We start from the raw sequence: 21,860 nt of genomic DNA on the forward strand, positions 1-21,860 counted from the left end.
CGTCGCTGAAATTCCCCCGCCAAAGGCTCTGGAATGGGCCTTACAGACCAATAAAAAACAATGTGGGAGCTGGCTTCCCTGCGATTGCGATCTGTCAGCCGATACATCTAGCGACTGAAACACCGTTATCGCAGGCAAGCCAGCTCCCACATTGTTTACCGCCTTTCACATCAGGCGATGTCGCGCAGCTCCCTGCGCAGAATCTTGCCCACTGGCGTCATCGGCAACGACTCGCGCAACACAATATGCTTGGGCACCTTGTACCCCGTGAAGTTGGTCTTGCAGTACGCCTTCAACTCCTCGAGGCTCACGCCTTGCGCACGCGCCACCACGAACAGCTTCACCGCCTCCCCCGTGCGGTCATCCGGCACGCCGATCACAGCACAACTGGCCACGGCCGGGTGGGCCATCACCACGTCTTCGATCTCGTTGGGGTAGACGTTGAAGCCCGAGACGATGATGAGGTCTTTCTTGCGGTCGACGATGCGCACGAAGCCATCGTCGTCGATCACGGCGATGTCACCAGTCTTCAGCCAGCCCTCGACGTCCAGCGCTTCGGCCGTGGCGGCCGGTTGCTGCCAGTAGCCTTTCATCACCTGCGGGCCCTTGATGCACAACTCGCCGCGCTCACCCAACGGCAGCTCGACACCCTGGTCATCGATCACCTTCATCGCCGTGGCCGGTACGGGAATGCCCACAGTGCCCAGGCGAGATTTGTTGCCGTAGGGGTTGGTGCTGGCCACCGGCGAGGTTTCCGTCAGGCCGTAGCCCTCGCCAATCGCGCAGCCGGTGATCTGCTCCCAGCGCTCGGCAGTGGCCTTGATCAGCGCGGTGCCGCCAGAGTTGGTGAGCTTGAGGTGGGAGAAGTCCAGGCTCTTGAAGTCTGGATGGTCCATTAAAGCCACGAACAGCGTGTTAAGCCCCAGCAGCCCGGTAAAGCGCCACTTTTTCAGCTCCTTGATAAAGCCACCGATGTCCCGCGGGTTGGTGATCAGTACGTTGTGGTTGCCGGACACCATCATGCACATGCAATTCGCGGTGAAGGCATAGATGTGGTACAGCGGCAGCGGCGCGATCATCACCTCCTGCCCTTCCTTGATCAGCGGGTGGCCGTCATCACCGGTCTGGGACATGCAGGCGCGTACCTGTTGCATGTTCGCCACCAGGTTGCCATGGGTGAGCATCGCGCCCTTGGCCAGGCCGGTGGTGCCACCGGTGTATTGCAGCACGGCAATGTCGTCCAGGGTTACCGGGTGGCGAGTCACCCCCAGGCCCGCGCCCATGCGCAAGGCACGCTTGAACGACACGGCACGCGGCAGGCTGTAGGCCGGGACCATCTTCTTGACCTTGTCGACCAGGGTGTTGACCAGCCAGCCCTTGGCGGCGGGCATGAAGTCGCCCATCTTGGCTTCGATCAGGTAGTCGATCTCGGTGTCGCTGCACACCTCCTGCACCCGCGAGCCGAACAGGTTGAGGTACACCAGCGCACGCACGCCGGCGTCCTTGAACTGGTGGCGCATCTCGCGCGGGGTGTACAGCGGGTTGGTATTGACCACGATCAGGCCGGCGCGCAAGGCGCCGAACACCGCAATCGGGTAGTGCAGCACGTTGGGCATCTGCACCGCGATACGGTCGCCGGGCTTGAGGTCGGTATGCTGTTGCAGGTAACCGGCGAACGCCGCGCTCTGGCGTTCAAGCTCGGCGTAGGTGAGGGTGATGCCCATGTTGCTGAATGCCGGACGGTCGGCAAAGGCCTTGCAGGAACGCTCGAACACCTCGATCACCGACTTGTAGGCAGAGAGGTCGATGTCATTGGGAACGCCCGCCGCGCGTTTGTCATTCCAGAAATCAGGTTGCATTATTCTTGTCCTCTTACCTGAGTGTGTCCGGCCGCTGCAGTTGTAAAAAGTCTACATCTATAAAAAGCGGAGCTCAGGGGACGTTAGCAGCTATGGCCAAACAGGCAAATACAGGAAACAGCGTCATTAATTGCGTGAATCTTCCTACAAGGCCTTGCGCTGATCAGACGCTTGCCGTGGGATGAGCTATACACTGCAACGACCCCGAGCAAAGGAAGCGCCATGAACCACAGTACCTTCTGGCTGACCGCGAATGACCGCAGCCGCCTGTACGTCAATCAATGGATGCCCGACGGCACGCCCAAAGCCCTGGTGATGCTGTCGCATGGCATGGCCGAGCACAGCGGGCGCTACGCGCGCCTGGCCGAGGCCTTGTGCGCCGCCGGTTACGGCCTGTACGCGCTGGACCAGCGTGGCCACGGCCGCACCGCCGACGAAGGCACCCTGGGCCTGTACGCCGAAAAGGATGGCTGGAACAAAGTGGTGGGCGACCTGGCGAGCCTCAACCAGCATATCGGCCAGCAGCAGCCGGGGTTGCCGATCATGCTGCTGGGCCACAGCATGGGCAGCTACATCGCCCAGGCTTACCTGCTGCATCACAGCGCCAGCCTCAATGGCGCGATTCTCAGCGGTTCGAATTTCCAGCCGGTGGCGCTGTACCGCGCCGCACGAGTGATCGCCCGGATCGAACGCCTACGCCAGGGCTTGCGCGGGCGTAGCGCGCTGATCGAATTCCTGTCGTTTGGATCATTCAACAAGGCCTTCACACCCAATCGCACCGCTTTCGACTGGCTCAGCCGCGACCCGGCCGAGGTCGACAAGTACATCAACGACCCACTGTGCGGGTTCCGCTGCACCAACCAGCTGTGGATCGACCTGCTCGGCGGCTTGCAGCAAATCAGTAAAGCGTCCAATCTCGCGCAGATCGATCCAGGCCTGCCGGTCCTGGTAATGGGCGGCGAATGTGATCCGGTGAGTGAAGGCAAGCGTCTCAAAAGCCTGGCCGACGCCCTGCGTGAAGCCGGCTGCCAGCACCTGCAACTGAATATCTACCCGCAGGCGCGTCACGAAGTGTTCAATGAAACCAACCGTGACCAGGTCACCGGGGACGTGCTGACATGGCTCGACCAGGCCCTGACCTTGCGCAGGCCCGCCCGCTGCGAATAACTTTTCTTTTAAAATCAGCCGTTTAAAATCGGTCGATAATGACCGTTTAGCCACAGGATGCACCTTTAGATGACCCAGGTAACCAACACCCCGTACGAAGCCCTTGAAGTCGGCCAGACCGCCAGCTACAGCAAATTGGTGGAAGAGCGCGATATCCAGCTGTTCGCCGCGATGTCCGGTGACCACAACCCGGTGCACCTGGATGCCGAGTACGCCAAGGCGACCATGTTCAAGGAGCGTATCGCCCATGGCATGTTCAGCGGCGCCCTGATCAGCGCGGCAGTGGCCTGCGAGCTGCCTGGGCCGGGCACGATCTACATCGGCCAGCAGATGAGCTTCCAGAAGCCGGTAAAGATCGGTGACACACTGACCGTACGCCTGGAAATCCTCGAGAAGCTGCCGAAATTTCGCGTGCGCATCGCCACCCGCGTGTTCAACCAGCGTGATGAGTTGGTGGTGGACGGCGAGGCGGAGATTTTGGCGCCGCGTAAGCAGCAGGTTGTTACTTTGACCGAGCTGCCCGCAATCACCATCGGCTGATTTCGATCTCAAAAATTTACACAATACAAATGTGGGAACGGGCCTGCCCGCGAAAGCGATAGTTCAGTCAATAAAGATCAAACTGAAAAACCGCATTCGCGAGCAAGCCCGCTCCCACATTAGTTACAGCAGTTACAGCGCGAAGCTTACGACTGGGCGCGAGCCTGGTTGCGCAGGGCTTTCACTTGGTCGTGGTTGCGTTGTGCGCCGTGGAACTGACGCTCAACCAGGTCACGAATGCCCAGCAGGTTGTGCTTGTTGATCTTCTCGATCGCTTCCTTGTAAGCCTTGAGGGCGTGGTCTTCACCGCGCTCGGCTTCGTTCAGGACAGCCTCTTCATCTTTACCGGTGACCATCGACTTCACGTCGACCCAGCCACGGTGCAAAGCGCCGGCCACACTGCCGGACTCTTCCGGATCGCCACCCAAGGCACGAACAGCGGTTTGCAGCTCGGCGGCTGCAGCTGCGCAATCAGCAGAGCGCTTCACAAACAGAGCCTTGAGCTCTGGATGCTTGATGTCTTCAGCACAAGTCGCGAAGCCTTTCTGGCCGTCTTTGCTGGTCTCGATCAGGTCGTTGAGTACGGAGATCGATTCTTTGTTGATGTCAGTCATTTTTCAATTCCTTGTGCGGGTTAAGAAACGTGTCTTAGTAATTGCAGCACCCGTGCCAGGTTTTAAAAAATAAACTTTCCATTAATTTTCAATAGCTTACGAATTATTGAACCATCTGTATCTACGTTATTTGCATGATCTGTCATTTGGCCTTCATGCAGAATGCCTGTATTTTCCAAGACTTCGCCCTCCACCGCGCGACGCTCATGAATCCGGAAAAACTCGAACTACTGATCACCCGCGAGATGCCTTTCGGCAAATACAAGGGACGAATTATTGCTGACCTGCCCGGACCCTACCTGAACTGGTTCGCCCGTGAAGGTTTCCCTCACGGCGAACTGGGCGGTTTGCTGGCCTTGATGCAGGAAATCGACCACAACGGTTTATCGGAATTGCTGGAACCGCTGCGCGCGAAACACGGCAAACCCGCCCCTCGCCATTAAGAGCCCCTCTATGCCACGCAATGCAGACAACGAAGGTCACTGGCGGGCCATCGCCGAGCGCTACGCCCTGGAGCCCGGCCCGATCAACCTGGAGAACGGTTACTTCGGCCGCATGAGCCGCGCGGTGCAGGCGCACTACCTGGAGCAGGTTGCGTTTATCAACCGGAGTAACTCGCTGTATGTGCGTCAGGCATTTGAACAAGGCGAGAACGTCGAGATTCGCCGGCAACTGGCCGAGATGATCAACGTCGACCCGGCGTCCGTGGCGTTTACCCGTAACGCGACCGAAGCATTGCAATCACTGATCCGCAACTACAACCGCCTGCAACCGGGTGACCAGGTGCTGATCAGTGACCTGGAGTACGACACGGTCAAAGGGGCCATGCGTTGGCTGGCCGGTTACCGAGGTGTGGAGGTGATCGAACTTTCCCACACTCATCCGGCCAGTTTCGACAGCCTGGTGCAGACGTATCGCGATGCATTCGCTCAGTACCCGCGCCTCAAGCTGATGGCGCTGACCCATGTCACCCACCGCACCGGCCTGGTGATGCCCGTCGAAGCCATTGCCCAGGTTGCGCGTGAACACGGTGTGGACGTGATCCTCGATGGTGCCCATGCCCTGGGCCAGATTGAATTCAACCTGGCCGCGCTGGGCATCCAGTTCGCCGGTTTCAACCTGCACAAATGGATCGGCGCACCGCTGACCCTGGGCTTCCTTTACATCGCGCCGGAACGCCTGGCCGATATCGACCCCGACATGGGCGAGTTCCATTACCCCGCCACCGATGTGCGTGCCCGTACGCCGTACAGCACGCCAAACTTTCCGGCCTTGATGACCTTGCCGTTGGTGTTTGAAGAACATCGGCAACTGGGTGGCGCCGCAGCTAAAGGGGCACGGGTGAACTACCTACGCGACCTGTGGGTGAGCCAGGTGCGGGCGTTAGCGGGGGTTGAGGTGCTGACGCCAGATGATCCGCGACTGTATTGCGGGATCACGGCGTTCAAGTTCACCGGGCGCGACCAGCAGGCGATGGTGGACAGGCTGCTCCGGGACTACAACCTGTTCACCACCACGCGCACGGGCGCGGCGTTTGGGACCTGTATCCGCGTGACGCCCGGGTTACTGACGTCGGCGGCGGACATCAACGTGCTGGTCAACGCCATTGATAAACTAAACGCAGATTAAACCTCCCACATTTGGCTCCTTGGTGGGCTCGAGGTTTTCTACAGGCAAAAAAAAGCGGTACACCGACCAAGTGCACCGCAAAAATGCCGTTAAGCACAGCAACAACGATTCAGTAAAAGCAGATCAATCCAGCAGCGCCAGCGCCTCGGCGGTGACTTCCTGGATGCGAGCCCAGTCGCCGTTCTTGACCCACTCAGGGTCCAGCATCCAGCTACCGCCCACGCACATCACGTTTTTCAACGCCATGTAGTTTTTGATGTTGGCCGGGCCAACGCCGCCAGTCGGGCAGAATTTCACTTCGCCGAACGGGCCGCCGAGGGCCTTGATCGCAGCCACGCCACCGCTGACTTCGGCCGGGAACAGCTTGAAGCGACGGTAGCCCAAGCCATAACCTTCCATGATGCCCGAGGCATTGCTGATGCCCGGTAGCAGAGGGATCGGGCTGTGCACCGAGGCTTCCAGAAGATCGCGGGTAATGCCCGGGGTAACGATGAATTGCGAGCCAGCCACTTCGGCCGCTTCGAGCATGTGGCGGTCGAGCACGGTGCCAGCACCGGTGCACAGCTCAGGGCGCTGCTCGCGCAATACCTGGATGGCCTTGAGGCCGAACTCGGAACGCAGGGTCACTTCCAATGCGGTCAAACCACCGGCTGCCAGGGCATCGGCCAGCGGCAGGATGTCCTGTTCGCGGGCGATGGTGATCACCGGCAGGATCCGCGCCTTGGCGCAGAGGCTGTCGATCAGGGCAACTTTATCCGCCATGGACACGGTCGGTTGGGGGCTATTCATAGCGGCTGATCCTTGGCTCATGGGCACCAGTAAATCTCTAATGTAGGTTGCAGAAACGCGCGAATCGGCATGGCAGCAACGTCGTCACTGGCCAGCGCGGCGCTCAAGGTGGTCAATTTCGAACTGCCGGAAATCGACAGGACGGTGTAGTGGGCCGTGGCCAGCAATGCGCGACTCATGGTCAGGCGCTGGTGTGGCACGGTAGGCGCCAGCATCGGCCAGCAACGGCGGGTACCGTCGACCTGCAGTGCTTCGGCGAGGTTCGGGCTGTTGGGAAACAGCGATGCAGTGTGGCCGTCATCGCCCATGCCCAGCACCAGCACATCAATGGCTGGCAGTTCGGCCAGCAGGCGATCGGCTTGCTCGGCAGCGTCTTCAAGCGTGGCGGCAGCGCTGTAGAGGCTGAGGAACCTGGCCTTGGCCGCCGGGCCTTGCAGCAGGTGTTGTTTCAACAGGCCGGCATTGCTGTCGGCGTGTTCCACCGGCACCCAGCGTTCATCGGCCAGGGTAATGGTGACCTTGGACCAGTCCAGCCCCTGTTTGGCCAGGTGCTGGAAAAACGCCACGGGGCTGCGACCACCGGACACCACCAGGGTCGCTTCGCCACGGGCGCTGATGGCCGAGCGCAGTTGCTCGGCCACGTCGTTGGCCAGGCCTTCCGCCAACAGCACCGGGGTGCGGTACTCGTGCGGGGTAACGCCCTCGGGCAGTTTCAATTCAGATATCGCCATACCATGACCTCCCATCCCGCGTGATCAGTGCAATCGAGCTCATCGGCCCCCAGGAACCCGCCGCGTACGGCTTGGGCGCATCACCGGATTTTTTCCACCCGGCGATCAGCTGGTCACACCACTTCCACGCGGCTTCGATTTCATCTTTGCGAACAAACAGGTTCTGATTGCCGCGCATCACTTCCAGCAACAACCGCTCGTAGGCATCCGGAATACGGGCACTGCGATAGGTGTCGGAAAAATTCAGTTGCAGTGGGCCACTGCGCAGTTGCATGCCCTTGTCCAAGCCTTGCTCCTTGGTCATCACGCGCAAGGAAATACCTTCGTCCGGCTGCAGGCGGATGATCAGCTTGTTGCTGATCTGCAGGCGCTGCTCGGGGGCGAAGATGTAGTGGGACGGCTCCTTGAAGTGGATGACGATCTGCGACAGTTTCTGCGGCATGCGCTTGCCGGTGCGCAGGTAGAACGGCACCCCGGCCCAACGCCAGTTGCGGATATCGGCACGCAGGGCGACGAAGGTCTCGGTGTCGCTCTGGGTGTTGGAATTCTCTTCCTCCAGGTAACCCGGCACTGGCTTGCCGGCGCTGTAGCCCGCGATGTACTGGCCGCGCACCACTTGGGTGGTCAGGCCGTCCGGGCTGATCGGCGCCAGGGCCTTGAGCACCTTGACCTTCTCGTCGCGGATGCTGTCGGCGGACAGGTCGGCCGGCGGGTCCATGGCGATCAGGCAAAGCAGTTGCAGCAGGTGGTTCTGGATCATGTCCCGCAGCTGGCCGGCTTTGTCGAAGTAACCCCAACGGCCTTCGATGCCAACCTGCTCGGCCACGGTGATTTCCACGTGGGAGATGTAGTTCTGGTTCCACTGGGTTTCGAACAGGCTGTTGGCGAAACGCAGGGCGATCAGGTTCTGGACGGTCTCTTTGCCCAGGTAGTGGTCGATACGGTAGGTGCGGTTTTCCGGGAAAAACTGCGCCACGGCGTCGTTGACCTTGCGCGAGGACTCCAGGTCCGAACCGATGGGTTTTTCCAGCACCACGCGGGTGTTGTCCGCCAGGCCGACCTTGGACAGGTTCTCGCAGATCGCGCCGTACACCGCCGCCGGGGTGGCGAAGTAGGCGATAAGACGCTGCTCGGTGCCGGCGATTTCAGCCAGGGCCACGTAGTCATCGGCCTTCATGAAGTCGACGTGAACATAGGTCAGGCGTGCCAGGAAACGCTGGGCGATGGTTTCGTCCAGTTCCTTGCCGACGTATTGACGCAATGCTTGTTCGATGTGCGCCAGGTGCTGTTGCTCGGAACCGGCTTCACGGGCCAGGGCCAGGATGCGCGTATCGTCGTGCAGGAGCGCGGCGCCATCGAGTTGATAGAGGGCAGGAAATAACTTGCGCAGCGCCAGATCACCCAAGGCGCCAAACAGGGCAAAGGTGCAGGGTTCTACGGTTATCGAAGGCATGATGTTTGTTCTTTTATCAAGTTAAGCTACAAATACCTTTTTTCAAGGCATCACTCAAGGAAAAATGTAGTAATAACCACAACATTTTCCCGAAATATGCATTCCGAGTGGTGGTGTTCAGCTACCCTCAGTAGGATAGGCCACCGCAAAAGACCACTCATCGATTGGTTGCCACCTTTTATTTGCATCGTCGCCCGAAGGAAAGACTGAATGGACCGCGTGCGAAATCTTCTGGAACAGATCCGGAACCGCCTCGAAGAATTGAACAAGGCCGAGAAAAAAGTCGCCGAGGTCATCCTGCTCAACCCGCAGCAGGCGACCCGCTTCTCGATCGCCGCCCTCGCCCAGGCGGCCTCGGTCAGTGAGCCGACGGTCAACCGTTTCTGCCGTTCGTTCGGCGTCAGCGGTTACCCTGAACTGAAATTGCAGCTGGCGCAAAGTTTGGCCAGTGGAGCGGCGTATGTCAGCCGCGCCGTGGAGGCCGATGATAACCCGGAGGCCTACACCCAGAAGATCTTTGGCAGTGCCATCGCCTCTCTGGACAGTGCCTGCCAGGCCCTGGACCCGGCCCTGATCAGCAAAGCCGTGGACCTGTTGATCCAGGCGCGGCAGATCCACTTCTTTGGCCTGGGCGCTTCGGCCCCGGTGGCCATGGACGCGCTGCACAAGTTCTTCCGTTTCAACCTCGCAGTGACCGCGCATGCGGACGTGCTGATGCAGCGCATGATCGCCTCGGTGGCGCATACCGGCGAGCTGTTCGTGATCATTTCCTACACCGGGCGTACTCGTGAACTGGTGGAAGTGGCGCGTATCGCACGTGAAAACGGCGCCTCAGTGCTGGGCGTGACCGCCGAGAACTCGCCACTGGCGAAGGCCAGTACGGTGAGCCTGAACATCCCCCTGCCGGAAGACACCGACATCTACATGCCGATGACCTCGCGCATTATCCAGCTGACGGTGCTGGATGTGCTCGCCACCGGCATGACGTTGCGTCGTGGCGTGGATTTCCAGCCGCACCTGCGCAAGATCAAGGAAAGCTTGAATGACAGCCGGTATCCGGTGGGTGATGAGTTCAACTAAACAGAAATGTGCGGTAGCACTACCGACCTAATCGCGGCAAGCCCGCTCCCACACTGGAATGCATTTCCGTGTGGGAGCCGGGATTGCCCGCGATAGCCTCATCAGCTACACCGCTAGACCCCTGCCCGCGCCTGCAAACTCAAATGCGCCCTCTCCCCCGGCGCCAAACTGGCCCCGGCCATCGCCGACTCCACACACACAAACCCCGATGCCTCGTTGAAGCTCACGCCCAACAGCGGTCGGCTGCCCGGGTGCCACACCACCGTGTCGGCGCTGTCGCCTGTGTCGATGCACAGTTCGCGTTGCCAGGCGTGGTCCTTGAGCTGCAATTCGCCCTCGTGCTGGAACACCCGCTGGCATCCGCCCTCCACGCGTAACTCGCCTTCCTGCTGGCAAACCTGGCGATTGAGCTGGTCGTAACCTTGTGCACCATCGAGCCCAGACAGCGCTATCTCATCAACGTGGCCAATACGCCAGTAAGCATGCAAAGCATGGCTCAATTGGCACGGCAGCTCGTCCTGATGCTCGGTGCTCAGGCGCAGCTCAAGGGTTTCACCCAAGTGCGCGTGCAGGTCGACCTGCCAGTCGCACAACTGCAATTGCCAATGCAGGCGTACGCCATCGTCGTCGGTGCTGCTGTCGAGCAGCTTCCAGTCGATCAACCGCGCCCAGCCATGGGACGGCCAGGCATTTTCGCTCGGATGACGGCCATACCACGGCCAGCACACCGGCACGCCACCACGGATAGCGCCGACTTGCGGCCACTTCGCCGCACACCACAGCCAGGGTTTCTGGCCACGGGGCTGGAAGTGCAACAGCTGCGCGCCCTGGCGACTGAACACCGCCTGGCACAGGGGATGGTCGATCACCAAAACGTCACGCATCTGGAAGCGCTCCCAGGCGAACACCGGGCGCTCGCGCAGGGATTTGAAAAAGCGTTGCAGCGGATGCTCATGCATGTGCCACGGTCCTGAATATCATTGTCGCTGGCCTTTATAGGGGCCGGCATGCCGGCCCCTATAAAGGCCATCTCCCAAAAAAAAGCGGATAGCCATGGCTACCCGCAAAATGCGCACAGAGAGAAGGAGCTTATCGCAACAGCATTAGAACGTAGACTGAATTTTCAGGCCCGCCACCAACGCGTTGTCGACTTTATCCACGCCGCCAGGCTGCACGACGTATTGCAGGTTGGGACGCACGGTCAGCCAGTTGGTGACGTGGAAACCGTAGTTGAGTTCGACGTTGTACTCAGTCTCACGAATAGGCGTGTACAGAGGATTGTCGTAGTCGTTGACGCCATTGGCGACGTTGAGCAGTTCAGAGTTCTTCTTCACGTCATCGTTGACATGCAGGCGAGCGACACCAATGCCGACGTCATCTTTTGGACGCGCGTCGAATGGGCCCTTGTACACCAGCATGATCGACTGATAGTTGTCGACCAGGTTGGTTTCCTTGTCGTGGAAGGTGGCGTTGGCTGCGATGTTCAGGCCGCGCGAAGCGTCGCCGTTGTGCGTGGTGAGCTGCTGTTGGGCAACGAACCAGTAGCCTTTCTTGCTGCTGCGGGTACGGTAGCCAGCGCCCGTGGTAGCCGCATCGTTGCCGTTGATGTCTTCACGGACGTCAGAGGCATCGGCAGCACTTTTGTAGTAACCCACACGGTATTCGCCCGGCAGGTTGTTGACCTTAGGCGACCAGACCAATTCCACCGGGATCACGGTGCCCTTGGTACCACTGCCGCTGAGTTTGAAGCCGTTGCCGTGCTCCAGCTGCGATGGGTTCTGGTTGTAGGCACCGATCTGCGCGTACAGCTCAGGCGTGATGTTGTACTTCACGCGGATCGCCGCCTGGCTGACTGGCCAGTTGTACCAGGTGTTGACGTAGTTACCCACTTGCGAGCCGCAGAACGACAGGTTCTGGAAGTCGCACGGGAAGGTGTTGAAGTCTTCGCCTTCACCGAAGTAACCGAGTTTCACGTCCAACTTGTTGTCGAACATCTGGTGCTGGATCCAGAACTGGGTCAGACGCACCATGTGGCCACGGCCGTACACTTCCATGGACGAACTCAGCGTGCCGGCACGCGGGTCGCCGATGCGGTCATTGGAGATGTTCTGGCCATTACGGTTGGTCAACTGGATCTTGGCCTGGGTGTTATCCCAGCCCCACAGCTTTTGCAGGTCCAGTGCCACACCGAGACCGAACTGGTCAGAGTAGCGACCGGTCTTGTCGTCGTTGTAACCACCTTTGGCGTTGTAGCCCATCTCCCCAACGTAATCCGCCTTGATGTCGATACCCTGCTCGATCAGCTTGGTACGCTCACCACCCCAGTCGCCGGTCATCCACTTCGAATCAGCACTGAATGCATCGGCCGCCATCGCATTGGCGGACAAAACCAGAGCTGCTGCAGCTGACATTTGGCAGATCAGCCGAGTGTTGTTGTGTTGCTTTTTCATCCCTACATCCTCGTCTTTATTGTTATTAAACTGTTTTTATCTAACGCGGTTTACTTTTTTTATCTAAAACAACAGCTTATCTGCTTCAACGGCCTTTGAATTGGGCCACATTGTCGGCATGCCCCTGTGCGGGCAATGAAGAAGCAGTGCCCAGTCGCTCGCCCGTGTTGGCGTCGAACAGCAGTACCTTGGAAGGATCGAATTGCAGGGTCAGGGTCTCGCCCACCTGCGGTGCCACGTCGGGTGCCAGGCGGCAGCAGACCTTGGTGTCATTGAGCTGCACGAACACCAGGGTGTCCGGGCCGGTCGGCTCGGTTACCTGGACTTCGGCACGAATGCTCGAGGCACTGTTGGCCTCGCCCGCCGCCAGCATGATCTGCTCCGGGCGCAACCCCAGGATCACGTCACGGTCTTCAAGGCCGGCATCGGTCACGTTCAGCGCCAGCTCGCAACGGGCCTGGCCGCTGTCGAGCAGAGCCACCAGGCGACCGTCCTTGCGTTGCAGGCGCAGGGGCACGAAGTTCATTGGCGGCGAACCAATGAAGCTCGCCACGAACTGGTTGGCCGGGTTGTTGTAGATCTCTTTCGGCGTGCCGAACTGCTGGATGATGCCATCCTTCATGACTGCCACTTTGTCGCCCAGGGTCATCGCTTCGATCTGGTCGTGGGTCACGTAGACCGTGGTGGTCTTGAGGCGCTGGTGCATCAGTTTCATTTCGGTGCGCATCTCGACGCGCAGCTTGGCGTCGAGGTTGGACAGCGGTTCGTCGAACAGGTAGATCTTCGGCCGACGCGCCAGGGCACGGCCCATGGCCACGCGCTGTTGCTGGCCGCCGGACAACTGGCCCGGCTTGCGGTTGAGCAGGTGTTCGATCTGCAGCAGCTTGGCCACGCGCGCCACTTCGGCGTCGATATCAGCCTGGGGCATCTTGCGGATCTTGAGGCCGAACTCGATGTTCTCGCGCACGCTCATGGTCGGGTACAGCGCGTAGGACTGGAACACCATGGCGATGTCGCGGTCCTTGGGGCTCATGCCGCTCACGTCCTGGTCACCGATCATGATCGCGCCGCCGGTGATGGTCTCAAGGCCGGCGATGCAGTTCATCAGCGTGGATTTACCGCAACCCGAAGGGCCGACCAGGATCAGGAATTCGCCTTCCTTGATCGACAGTTCGATGTTCTTCAAGGTGTCGGGCAGGCCGGCGCCATAGGTCTTGTTTACATTGCGAAGTTCAAGCGTAGCCATGATTACCCCTTGACCGCGCCGGCCGTGAGGCCGCGCACGAAATACTTGCCTGCGATCACATAGACCAGCAGGGTCGGCAGCCCGGCGATCATCGCCGCTGCCATATCCACGTTATATTCCTTGGCCCCGGTGCTGGTGTTGACCAGGTTGTTCAGCGCCACCGTGATGGGCTGGGAGTCGCCGCTGGAGAACACCACACCGAACAGGAAGTCGTTCCAGATCTGGGTGAACTGCCAAATCAGGCAGACCATGATGATCGGCGTCGACATCGGCAGAATGATCTGACGGAAGATCGTGAAGAAACCGGCACCGTCCAGGCGCGCCGCCTTGATCAGCGCATCCGGGATGCTCACGTAGTAGTTACGGAAGAACAGCGTGGTGAACGCCAGGCCGTAGACCACGTGCACAAACACCAGGCCGGTGGTCGTGCTGGCCAGGCCCATCTTGCCCAGGGTGAACGACGCTGGCAGCAGCACGGTCTGGAACGGCAGGAAGCAGCCGAACAGCAGCAGGCCGAAGAACAGCTGCGAACCGCGGAAGCGCCAGAACGACAGCACGTAGCCGTTCAACGCACCGATGGCGGTGGAGATCAGTACCGCGGGAACCGTGATCTTGATCGAGTTCCAGAAATAGCCGTCCACGGTGGCCCAGGCCTTGACCCAGCCGATGCCGGAGACCACGGTCGGCCAGCTCAGCAGGTTGCCGGTGCTGATATCTTCCGGGGTCTTGAAGCTGGTCAGCAGCATCACCACCAGCGGTACCAGGTACAGCAGCACGGCAAGGATCAACACCGCATAGATCGCTATGCGACTCAGGCTGATGACAGGTTTGGAGGCGAGACTAGTCATTACGTTTGGTCCTCAGCTCGGAGTAGAGGTAAGGCACGATGATCGCGAGGATCGCACCGAGCATCAGGATTGCACTGGCCGAGCCCATGCCCATCTGGCCACGGCTGAAGGTGAACGAGTACATGAACATCGCCGGCAGGTCGGACGAGTAGCCCGGGCCGCCCGCGGTCATCGCCGCCACCAGGTCGAAGCTCTTGATCGCAATATGCGCCAGGATCATCACCGCACTGAAGAACACCGGACGCAGGCTTGGCAGCACCACGCTCCAGTAGATGCGCGGCATGCTCGCGCCGTCGATCTGCGCGGCGCGCACGATCGATTGATCAACACCGCGCAGGCCCGCCAGGAACATCGCCATGATGAAGCCCGAGGCTTGCCAGACGGCAGCGATCACCAGGCAGTAGACCACGCGGTCCGGGTCGATCAGCCAGTCGAGACGGAAGCCTTCCCAGCCCCAGTCACGCAGGAGTTTGTCCAGGCCCATGCCCGGGTTGAGCAGCCATTTCCAGGCGGTACCGGTGACGATCATCGAGAGCGCCATCGGGTACAGGTAAATGGTGCGGATAAAGCCTTCACGGCGGATTTTCTGGTCGAGGAAAATCGCCAGGGTCACGCCGATAACCAGGGTAATGCCGATGAACATCCCGCCAAAAACAGCCAGGTTCTTGCTCGCTACCCACCAGCGGTCGTTATCGAACAACCGCGCGTATTGCGCAAGGCCCGCCCATTTGTAGCTTGGCAGGAACGTGGAATTGGTGAACGAGAGTACAAACGTCCACAGGATGTAGCCGTAGAAGCCCACCAACACGATGAACATGCTGGGCGCCAGCACCAGTTTAGGTAGCCAGCGCTGCAGTGCATCGAACGGCGAGGCTTTGCTGAACACAGCAACAGAACTCATGGGGAAATCCAATACAGGGAAAAAGGACCAATTAATAAACGGTGTGAAGCAGGCCTGATGTGGGAGCGGGCTTGCTCGCGAGGCGAGCTGCGCGGTGCATCAGTTACACCGCGGTGATGCCTTCGCGAGCAAGCCCGCTGCCACAAAGCCCGTCTCCCACAATAAGCCGCTACCAGGGGTTACTTGGCAGACTTGATCGCAGCGCCCAATTTCTTCGCGGTGTCGGCCGGGTCGGCTTTCGGATCGTTGATGTAGTTGGTCACGACATCAAAGAACGCACCTTGCACCGCCAGGGTGGTGGCCATGTTGTGCGCCATGCTTGGCTGCAGGCCGCCGGTCTTGGCGTCTGCCAGGAAGTCCTTGGCAGCGGTCTGGGCGCAGGAGTCGAAGCCGTAGGTGTCCATTTTGGTCAGCATGTCGTTACGCACAGGGATCGAGCCCTTGTTGATGCTGAACACTTTCTGGAAGTTTTCACCCAGTACAACTTTGGCGATGTCCTGCTGACCCGCAGCGGTGCCTTTGTCTTTCTGCTTGAACACCGCCAGGGAGTCGATGTTGTAGGTGAAGGCTTTGTCGGTGCCCGGGAAGGCTACGCACTCGTAGTCTTTACCGGCGACTTTCTTGGCGGCAGTCCATTCGGACTTGGCCCAGTCACCCATGATCTGCATGCCGGCCTTGCCGTTGATGACCTTGCCCGCTTCGAGGTTCCAGTCCTGGCCTTTGCCGTCGACGTCCATGTAGGTCGCGACTTTCTTCAGCTCAGTGAGCGCCTTGACCATTTGCGGACCGGTCAGTGCGCCGTTGTCCAGGTCGACCAGGGCTTTCTTGTAGCCATCGGCACCCATCACCGACAGTACAACGGCTTCGAACACGGTGCTGTCCTGCCAAGGCTGGCCACCATGGGCGAGCGGAATGAAGCCCGCGGCCTTGAGCTTGTCACCGGCTGCGTAGAATTCTTCGAGGGTGGTCGGGTTCTTGGTGATACCGGCTTTCTTGAAGACTTGCGGGTTGATCCACAGCCAGTTCACGCGGTGGATGTTGACCGGTACGGCGACGTAGTCACCGTCGTACTTCACGGTATCGGAGACTTTCTTGTCGAGCAGGGAGTCCCACTTTTCTTCTTTGGCGACGTCTTTGAGCACGTCGGTGTCGAGCAGGCCAGTGGACGCCCATTCCTGGATGTCGGGGCCTTTGATCTGGGCAACGCCTGGCGGGTTGCCAGCCACGGCGCGGCTTTTCAGCACGGTCATGGCCGTGGCGCCACCACCCCCAGCGACGGCACCGTCTTTCCAGGTGAAGCCGTCTTTCTCAACTTGGGCCTTCAGGACATCTACAGCCGCCTTCTCACCACCCGAGGTCCACCAATGCACAACTTCAACCGTCCCTTTCGAGTCGGCGGCAAATGCACTGAGGGGAAACAACGAGGCAATGGAAATAGCGACGGCGAGGCGATTAATCGCGTTCATCTGAGTACCTTTTCTTGTTGTTATGCATGCAAGTCTTAGGCTTGCGCTGCACGGAGTTTAAACATGGATTTTTCAGGCGCAGGTAACAAAGGGATGCACAAATGTCACCATCTGGTGACACAACGCCCAGCCCCGATGGCACTGGCCATGCTGGGTGCCAAGGGCAGTGCAGGCAGCACGACCGCTTGCCAGGCATGGTACAGGTCCGGCTTGCCGCCCCAGATCTTGCTGCTCGGTTGATTGTGCGGGCTGAGTTCGTGGTGCCAACTGCCGTGGATACGGTCGATAAAGTGGCTTTCGCAAAACGCCCAGAACCGCCGGTACCAGGTTTCGTAATGCAATTCGCCCGTGCGCTTGAGCAGGGCCTGGGCAGCGGCGCTGGCTTCGGCATGGGTCCAGTGCAGGCGTTCGCGCACTACCGGGCGGTGGTGCCAGTCCAGGGTGTAGACGATGCCGGGGGCACCGTCCACGGACCAGGCATACTCGCAGGCGCTGGCGAACAAGCCCTTGGCGTCAGTCACCAGCCACTCGGGTGTGGCCAGACCGGCTTGCAGGCGCGCGGCTTCCAGGTGCAGCACCAGTCGCGCCCATTCAAAGCCGTGGCCGGGCGTGATGCCGTAGGGGCGAAAACCATCGGCGGGGTTGTCTTCGTTGTAGCCGAGCAAGGGCTGCCAATGCCCATCGAAATGCTCGATTACCATGAACTGATTGCCAGCGGCGTGGGTGTGGATAACACGTTCGACGATCCGCAGCGCGCGGTCCAGCCAGCGGGTATCGCCGGTCACATCGGCCAGGGCGAGGAAGGCTTCGGTGGCGTGCATGTTGCTGTTGGCGCCGCGGTAGGCCTCGACGCCGCTCCAGTCCTGGGCAAAGGACTCAAGCATCACGCCTTCCTCTTCACTCCAGAAAAACTGGTCGATGATATGAATGGCGTCGTTCAGCAGGGTTTGCGCACCGGGAGCGCCGGCCACGACCGCAGAGCTGGCCGCCAAAGCGACAAACGCGTGCAGGTAGGCGGCCTTGCCACGGTTACCGTCGAGGGCGTGGGGCGCAGCGAACCAGCCACCGTGCTCACTGTCACGCAGCGGGCCACTGAGTGCGGCAACACCGTGCGCTACCAGCTCGGCATACCCCGGCAAGCCCAGGGTGTGGGCCATGGCGAAGCTGTGGGTCATGCGGGCGGTGTTCATGGTTTCGGCGTGGGCGTCGGCCGGCAACTGGCCCTTATCGTCCAGGTTGCCAAAGCCCTCTGGCAGTCGAGAAGCCTTGGCGAATGCCAGCAGGCGCTGGCCTTCGCTGGCGAGCCAGGCGTGATGGGCAGGCGCGTTCAGCCAACTGCTCGCAGGCAGTGGTTGCGTGGTCATGGGTGGCCCTTATTATTTTTTGTGGGATGACCGGAGTCTAAACAAGGGCGAGGTAGGGGCAAGTAACGAAGGGGATGGGAAATGTCACCGAGTGGTGACATTGCAAACAGTCGAGCGCGACTCAACGCCTTACCTCAATGCCACGGCGGGAACGGGCTTGATCGCGAACACTGCGTATCAGTCGGTAAACCCACCACCGATACACCGCATTGGCGAGCAAGCCCGCTCTCACATTTTTGAACCGATCCCGATCACTGACCGAGCGGCGTCGCTGCCGCCGGCGCATTAAGGCGCTGGTTCAGGTTCTGCACCTGGCTCTGCAATGTGGTGATGTTGCGCGTGGTCTGGATGCGGAACACATCAAACTCTTTGTTGGTGGGCGCGTCACTGTTGGTCGCCGGGTTGTCCTGGGCGCTCTTGAGCACCACGAGGTCCTGTTCGATACGTGCGATGGCAGCGCTCGGGTTGCCTTGCTTCTTCAGCGCGGCCACGTCAGCGGAAAGCTCCTTGATCTCGGCATCGCGCTTGCCTGCATCACCTTGCGCGGCCTTGAGGGTCGCCACAGCGTCGGTCAAGGCCTGGACCTGGCCTTGCAGCTTGCTGTTGGCGTTGGACAGGTCAGTGGTGCTGGCGGTCATCTGGGCCAGGCGTTTATCCAGCTCGGTGGCTTGGCCGGCCACGCCGACTTGCTGCTTGCCCTGCTCCAGCAACTGGCTTTCGAGTTGCTTGATCTGCAGTTTCAGCGCTTCGCTGCCATTGTTGACGCTGGCTTCACTGGCGACCACCTTGCCGGAAATATCCTGCAGGCGCCCCGCCGCTTCCTCGCTGATGCGCGCAAAGCTCTCCTGGGTGGCAACCAACTGCTGGCCCATCAGGGAAATCTGCTGGAAGCTCCACCAGGCCAGGCCCGCAAAGGCGATCAGCAGCGCGCCGATCAGGGCCCACAAGGGGCCGGTGCTGGCGCTCTTGACCTTTACCACCTTGGTCGTGCGCGAACGCACCGAGGTGGCGGGGGAAGGTTCGAAATCATCGTCATCCCCGAGATCGGCCCGCAGGCTGGGAACGTTGTCGAAGTCGTCTTTGGCATCGTTGCGCATGAATCAACCCTGAATCGGTGAAGTGGCTAGCTGGAAGGCCGAGCGACGGGAGTATAAACCGCCGTCGCGCCGCACTGATCGACCCGGAACCACGAATTCGGTTCCCGATGTGTTGCCTGTTGTGACCTTACTTCAACCCCGGGTCCTGGGCCTTCCACCAACTGCAGAACTCGTCGAGGGCGGTCCACAGGCTGACCTTGGGCTCGTAGTCCAGATAATGCCTGGCGCGGCTGATGTCGAGGGTGAAATCTTTGTTCATCACTTGGACGCCAAGGCGCGACAATGCTGGCTCGGGGCGCCCCGGCCACATTGCACAGAACGCCTCGTTGAGCGCCGCCACGCTGTAGGACAACCCGTAGGACCGATACCGCGTCACCTGCGGCAACTCCATTTGGCGCATCACGTAGTTCACCACGTCCCACACCGGCACCGGTGTACCGTTGCTGATGTTGTAGGCCTTGCCCAGCGCTGAACCAGGGGCGAGCAGACTGCTGAGCAGCGCTTCGTTGAGGTTGTGCACGCTGGTGAAATCGACCTTGTTCAGGCCGTCGCCAACGATGGCCAGTCGGTTCTTGCGCTGCATTTTCAGCAGGCGCGGGAAGATGCTCATGTCACCGGCGCCGGTCACGAAGCGCGGGCGCAGGGCCAGCACTTCGAGGCCGAACTCCTGGGCGCCGAACACCTTCTGCTCGGCCAGGTACTTGGTGGCGGCATAAGGGTGCTTGAAGCGCTTGGGCACTTGCTCTTCGGTCAGCCCCAGGTGATCGCGGCCGTCAAAGTAGATCGATGGCGACGACAGGTGCACCAGCCGGCCGACACGCTGCTTGAGGCAGGCTTCGACGACGTTCTCGGTCACCAGCACGTTGCCTTGATGGAAGTCCTGATACTTGCCCCACAGCCCGACCGCGCCCGCGCAATGCACCACGGCTTCGACGTCGCGGCACAGGTCACGCACCAGGTCTGCATCATTCAAATCACCCTGGATAAACTCGGCACCGCGCCGCACCAGGTGTTCCACCCCTTCGGCACGCCGCCCGTTGACCCGCACGTCCAAGCCCTGCTCCAAGGCGAAACGCGCAAAGCGCCCGCCAATTAAGCCGCTTGCGCCGGTGACCAGAACTTTCATGGAGCCTCCTACGGACGCAGCTGCAAGCCTCAAGCTATAAGCTGCAAGTTAAAATACGATCTGCAAGCGCTTCTCTTGCTGCTTGCAGCTTGACGCTTGTCACTGCTGATAGGGCACCAACCATTGGCCACATGCCTGGGCCAGGTGATCGGTCAACAAGCCCAGCAGTTGTCCGCCACTGCGCCAATGATGCCAGTACAACGGCACATCGATCGGCTTATCTGGCAATAATTCGACCAATATGCCCTTTTCCAGCTGGTCGCGTACCTGCAATTCCGGCACCAGCCCCCAGCCCAGGCCGGCTTCCGTCAGGCGGATGAAGCCTTCGGACGACGGGCATAAATGGTGCTCGAAACCGCCGTCCACACCGAGGGATGCCAGGTAGCGGTGCTGCAGGAAATCATCCGGGCCAAATACCAGGGCCGGGGTGCGCGCCAGTTGATCAGCGCGCACGCCATCCGGAAAGTGCCGGGCGATAAAGGCCGGGCTGGCCAGTGCGCGATAGCGCATGGCGCCGAGCAACAGGCTGCGCGCGCCCGCCACCGGACGCTCGCTGGCGCAGATACAGGCCGCCACCTCACCGGCGCGCATGCGTTTGAGGCCCACGGTCTGGTCCTCCACCACCAGGTCCAGCAGCAGATGCTGCTCGGCGCAAAAACCGCTGACGGCCTCGGCCCACCAGGTGGCGAGGCTGTCGGCGTTCAACGCGATGCGCAAGCGCTCGGGCATGCCTTCCTCGTCCAGCGCCGGCACCTGGCTTTGCAGGTCACGCTCCAGCAGTCGCACCTGTTGCACATGGTTGAGCAGACGACGACCGATATCGGTGGGCTGCGGTGGCGTGGCCCTCACCAACACCGGCTGGCCGATGCGGGCCTCCAGCAGCTTGATGCGCTGGGACACCGCCGATTGCGACAACCCCAGCACTTGGGCGGCGCGCTCGAAGCCCGCCTGTTCCACCACCGCCGCCAGGGCAGAAAGCAATTTATAGTCGAACATCAGTTTCTCTAATGAGCGATCAGTAATATTGGTTTTTCTTATACAGCCTGCACCCTGAGAATAGCCAGCATCGCGTCTCTTTATATAAGGAACTTCCCATGGCTGGCGAAACCGCTCTGGCATCCCTGCTGCGCAGCATGAGCCCCCACCTCAATGAGGGTGACTACGTGTTCTGCACCCTGCCCGATCATCGTATCCCTGCCGGGTGCGAAGTGATCGGCAGCTTCCGCGAGCAGGAAGGCCTGACCGTGATTCTCGAACGCCAGCAGGCGCAACAGGCCGGGCTGGCCTTTGACTACGTCGCCGCGTGGATCACCTTGAATGTGCACTCGGCGCTCGAAGCCGTGGGCCTGACCGCCGCCTTCGCCAGCGCGCTGGGCCAGGCCGGCATCAGTTGCAACGTGATTGCCGGCTATTACCACGATCACCTGTTCGTCGGCCGTGCCGATGCCGGACGCGCCATGCAGGTGTTGCAACAACTGGCGGCGAACGCGGAGTAACCCT

General features: G+C 60.4%; 21 protein-coding genes. 6 read left to right on the forward strand and 15 right to left on the reverse strand.

Annotated elements, in window-relative coordinates; all coding sequences use genetic code 11:
- Nucleotides 1–170: 170 nt before the first annotated feature.
- Entirely contained in the window at nt 171–1,859 is a 1,689-nt protein-coding gene (gene fadD2, locus CQ002_RS24260) for a long-chain-fatty-acid--CoA ligase FadD2 (RefSeq protein WP_105162771.1), read from the reverse strand.
- Nucleotides 1,860–2,081: 222 nt separating this feature from the next.
- On the opposite strand from fadD2, the gene CQ002_RS24265 reads away from it, so the two are divergent.
- Together CQ002_RS24265 and CQ002_RS24270 are read left to right on the forward strand one after the other, a co-directional pair.
- Nucleotides 2,082–3,026, forward strand: a complete 945-nt coding sequence (locus CQ002_RS24265; protein WP_034109004.1) for an alpha/beta hydrolase — start codon at nt 2,082–2,084, stop codon at nt 3,024–3,026.
- Nucleotides 3,027–3,095: 69 nt separating this feature from the next.
- Nucleotides 3,096–3,566 (forward strand): MaoC family dehydratase, encoded by a 471-nt coding sequence (locus tag CQ002_RS24270; protein WP_034109006.1) that lies wholly within the window; start codon nt 3,096–3,098, stop codon nt 3,564–3,566.
- Between the two features lie 146 nt (nt 3,567–3,712).
- Here CQ002_RS24270 and CQ002_RS24275 read toward each other — a convergent pair whose 3' ends face one another.
- A complete protein-coding gene (locus tag CQ002_RS24275) occupies nt 3,713–4,180 on the reverse strand; it encodes a PA2169 family four-helix-bundle protein (RefSeq protein ID WP_034109008.1) in 468 nt (155 codons plus the stop codon).
- A gap of 206 nt (nt 4,181–4,386) precedes the next feature.
- Between CQ002_RS24275 and CQ002_RS24280 the strand changes: the two genes are divergently transcribed.
- Together CQ002_RS24280 and CQ002_RS24285 are read left to right on the forward strand one after the other, a co-directional pair.
- Entirely contained in the window at nt 4,387–4,623 is a 237-nt protein-coding gene (locus tag CQ002_RS24280; RefSeq protein WP_003213031.1) for a DUF3820 family protein, read from the forward strand.
- A 10-nt stretch (nt 4,624–4,633) separates the two neighbouring features.
- Nucleotides 4,634–5,809: an aminotransferase class V-fold PLP-dependent enzyme gene (locus CQ002_RS24285; protein ID WP_105162772.1), complete on the forward strand. Its 1,176-nt coding sequence runs from the start codon at nt 4,634–4,636 to the stop codon at nt 5,807–5,809.
- A gap of 123 nt (nt 5,810–5,932) precedes the next feature.
- Here CQ002_RS24285 and CQ002_RS24290 read toward each other — a convergent pair whose 3' ends face one another.
- From CQ002_RS24290 to zwf, 3 genes are read right to left on the reverse strand one after another with little or no spacing between them, the layout of a single operon-like run.
- Complete coding sequence (locus CQ002_RS24290; protein WP_034109012.1) at nt 5,933–6,598, reverse strand: bifunctional 4-hydroxy-2-oxoglutarate aldolase/2-dehydro-3-deoxy-phosphogluconate aldolase; 666 nt, start codon at nt 6,596–6,598, stop codon at nt 5,933–5,935.
- A 17-nt stretch (nt 6,599–6,615) separates the two neighbouring features.
- On the reverse strand, nt 6,616–7,329 hold the full coding sequence (gene pgl / locus CQ002_RS24295) for a 6-phosphogluconolactonase (protein ID WP_034109013.1): 714 nt from the start codon (nt 7,327–7,329) through the stop codon (nt 6,616–6,618).
- Nucleotides 7,316–8,782 (reverse strand): glucose-6-phosphate dehydrogenase, encoded by a 1,467-nt coding sequence (gene zwf / locus CQ002_RS24300; protein ID WP_034109014.1) that lies wholly within the window; start codon nt 8,780–8,782, stop codon nt 7,316–7,318. Before zwf ends, pgl begins: the two co-directional genes overlap by 14 nt.
- A 219-nt stretch (nt 8,783–9,001) precedes the next feature.
- Here zwf and CQ002_RS24305 point away from each other — a divergent pair, with 219 nt between their 5' ends.
- Nucleotides 9,002–9,862, forward strand: a complete 861-nt coding sequence (locus CQ002_RS24305; RefSeq protein ID WP_170039859.1) for a MurR/RpiR family transcriptional regulator — start codon at nt 9,002–9,004, stop codon at nt 9,860–9,862.
- A 113-nt stretch (nt 9,863–9,975) separates the two neighbouring features.
- Here CQ002_RS24305 and CQ002_RS24310 read toward each other — a convergent pair whose 3' ends face one another.
- From CQ002_RS24310 to CQ002_RS24355, 10 genes are all read right to left on the reverse strand, one after another.
- The gene (locus CQ002_RS24310; protein ID WP_025858438.1) at nt 9,976–10,821 is read right to left on the reverse strand and encodes a D-hexose-6-phosphate mutarotase; all 846 of its coding nucleotides are present in this window, start codon (nt 10,819–10,821) and stop codon (nt 9,976–9,978) included.
- A 144-nt stretch (nt 10,822–10,965) separates the two neighbouring features.
- Nucleotides 10,966–12,312 carry a carbohydrate porin gene (locus CQ002_RS24315; protein ID WP_034109015.1) on the reverse strand — a complete coding sequence of 449 codons (1,347 nt, stop codon included), beginning with the start codon at nt 12,310–12,312 and terminating at the stop codon, nt 10,966–10,968.
- A gap of 85 nt (nt 12,313–12,397) precedes the next feature.
- Nucleotides 12,398–13,558 carry an ABC transporter ATP-binding protein gene (locus CQ002_RS24320; protein WP_034109017.1) on the reverse strand — a complete coding sequence of 387 codons (1,161 nt, stop codon included), beginning with the start codon at nt 13,556–13,558 and terminating at the stop codon, nt 12,398–12,400.
- A gap of 2 nt (nt 13,559–13,560) precedes the next feature.
- Complete coding sequence (locus CQ002_RS24325; protein WP_025858435.1) at nt 13,561–14,406, reverse strand: carbohydrate ABC transporter permease; 846 nt, start codon at nt 14,404–14,406, stop codon at nt 13,561–13,563.
- Nucleotides 14,399–15,307, reverse strand: coding sequence for a carbohydrate ABC transporter permease (locus CQ002_RS24330; RefSeq protein WP_025858434.1), 909 nt, complete (start codon nt 15,305–15,307; stop codon nt 14,399–14,401). The genes CQ002_RS24325 and CQ002_RS24330 overlap by 8 nt, the downstream gene beginning before the upstream one ends.
- A gap of 179 nt (nt 15,308–15,486) precedes the next feature.
- Nucleotides 15,487–16,773 (reverse strand): ABC transporter substrate-binding protein, encoded by a 1,287-nt coding sequence (locus CQ002_RS24335; protein WP_034109019.1) that lies wholly within the window; start codon nt 16,771–16,773, stop codon nt 15,487–15,489.
- Between the two features lie 104 nt (nt 16,774–16,877).
- Nucleotides 16,878–18,137: an AGE family epimerase/isomerase gene (locus tag CQ002_RS24340; RefSeq protein ID WP_105162773.1), complete on the reverse strand. Its 1,260-nt coding sequence runs from the start codon at nt 18,135–18,137 to the stop codon at nt 16,878–16,880.
- A gap of 251 nt (nt 18,138–18,388) precedes the next feature.
- On the reverse strand, nt 18,389–19,234 hold the full coding sequence (locus tag CQ002_RS24345; protein ID WP_069078139.1) for an ATPase: 846 nt from the start codon (nt 19,232–19,234) through the stop codon (nt 18,389–18,391).
- A gap of 127 nt (nt 19,235–19,361) precedes the next feature.
- Nucleotides 19,362–20,360, reverse strand: coding sequence for an NAD(P)-dependent oxidoreductase (locus CQ002_RS24350; protein ID WP_105162774.1), 999 nt, complete (start codon nt 20,358–20,360; stop codon nt 19,362–19,364).
- Nucleotides 20,361–20,459: 99 nt separating this feature from the next.
- Nucleotides 20,460–21,356 (reverse strand): LysR family transcriptional regulator ArgP, encoded by an 897-nt coding sequence (locus CQ002_RS24355; RefSeq protein WP_034109027.1) that lies wholly within the window; start codon nt 21,354–21,356, stop codon nt 20,460–20,462.
- A gap of 98 nt (nt 21,357–21,454) precedes the next feature.
- Between CQ002_RS24355 and CQ002_RS24360 the strand changes: the two genes are divergently transcribed.
- Nucleotides 21,455–21,856 carry an ACT domain-containing protein gene (locus tag CQ002_RS24360; protein WP_098467290.1) on the forward strand — a complete coding sequence of 134 codons (402 nt, stop codon included), beginning with the start codon at nt 21,455–21,457 and terminating at the stop codon, nt 21,854–21,856.
- Nucleotides 21,857–21,860: the final 4 nt, after the last annotated feature.

The sequence above is a fragment of the Pseudomonas sp. MYb13 genome, assembly GCF_002980075.1.
GTDB classification, from domain to species: Bacteria; Pseudomonadota; Gammaproteobacteria; order Pseudomonadales; family Pseudomonadaceae; genus Aquipseudomonas; species Aquipseudomonas lurida.

Bases quoted from the DNA above. Each gene is read 5' to 3' on its own strand.
- fadD2 (WP_105162771.1), bottom strand. From the start codon at position 1,859: ATGCAACCTGATTTCTGGAATGACAAACGCGCGGCGGGCGTTCCCAAT.
- CQ002_RS24265 (WP_034109004.1), top strand. From the start codon at position 2,082: ATGAACCACAGTACCTTCTGGCTGACCGCGAATGACCGCAGCCGCCTG.
- CQ002_RS24270 (WP_034109006.1), top strand. From the start codon at position 3,096: ATGACCCAGGTAACCAACACCCCGTACGAAGCCCTTGAAGTCGGCCAG.
- CQ002_RS24275 (WP_034109008.1), bottom strand. From the start codon at position 4,180: ATGACTGACATCAACAAAGAATCGATCTCCGTACTCAACGACCTGATC.
- CQ002_RS24280 (WP_003213031.1), top strand. From the start codon at position 4,387: ATGAATCCGGAAAAACTCGAACTACTGATCACCCGCGAGATGCCTTTC.
- CQ002_RS24285 (WP_105162772.1), top strand. From the start codon at position 4,634: ATGCCACGCAATGCAGACAACGAAGGTCACTGGCGGGCCATCGCCGAG.
- CQ002_RS24290 (WP_034109012.1), bottom strand. From the start codon at position 6,598: ATGAATAGCCCCCAACCGACCGTGTCCATGGCGGATAAAGTTGCCCTG.
- pgl (WP_034109013.1), bottom strand. From the start codon at position 7,329: ATGGCGATATCTGAATTGAAACTGCCCGAGGGCGTTACCCCGCACGAG.
- zwf (WP_034109014.1), bottom strand. From the start codon at position 8,782: ATGCCTTCGATAACCGTAGAACCCTGCACCTTTGCCCTGTTTGGCGCC.
- CQ002_RS24310 (WP_025858438.1), bottom strand. From the start codon at position 10,821: ATGCATGAGCATCCGCTGCAACGCTTTTTCAAATCCCTGCGCGAGCGC.
- CQ002_RS24315 (WP_034109015.1), bottom strand. From the start codon at position 12,312: ATGAAAAAGCAACACAACAACACTCGGCTGATCTGCCAAATGTCAGCT.
- CQ002_RS24320 (WP_034109017.1), bottom strand. From the start codon at position 13,558: ATGGCTACGCTTGAACTTCGCAATGTAAACAAGACCTATGGCGCCGGC.
- CQ002_RS24325 (WP_025858435.1), bottom strand. From the start codon at position 14,406: ATGACTAGTCTCGCCTCCAAACCTGTCATCAGCCTGAGTCGCATAGCG.
- CQ002_RS24330 (WP_025858434.1), bottom strand. From the start codon at position 15,307: ATGAGTTCTGTTGCTGTGTTCAGCAAAGCCTCGCCGTTCGATGCACTG.
- CQ002_RS24335 (WP_034109019.1), bottom strand. From the start codon at position 16,773: ATGAACGCGATTAATCGCCTCGCCGTCGCTATTTCCATTGCCTCGTTG.
- CQ002_RS24340 (WP_105162773.1), bottom strand. From the start codon at position 18,137: ATGACCACGCAACCACTGCCTGCGAGCAGTTGGCTGAACGCGCCTGCC.
- CQ002_RS24345 (WP_069078139.1), bottom strand. From the start codon at position 19,234: ATGCGCAACGATGCCAAAGACGACTTCGACAACGTTCCCAGCCTGCGG.
- CQ002_RS24350 (WP_105162774.1), bottom strand. From the start codon at position 20,360: ATGAAAGTTCTGGTCACCGGCGCAAGCGGCTTAATTGGCGGGCGCTTT.
- CQ002_RS24355 (WP_034109027.1), bottom strand. From the start codon at position 21,356: ATGTTCGACTATAAATTGCTTTCTGCCCTGGCGGCGGTGGTGGAACAG.
- CQ002_RS24360 (WP_098467290.1), top strand. From the start codon at position 21,455: ATGGCTGGCGAAACCGCTCTGGCATCCCTGCTGCGCAGCATGAGCCCC.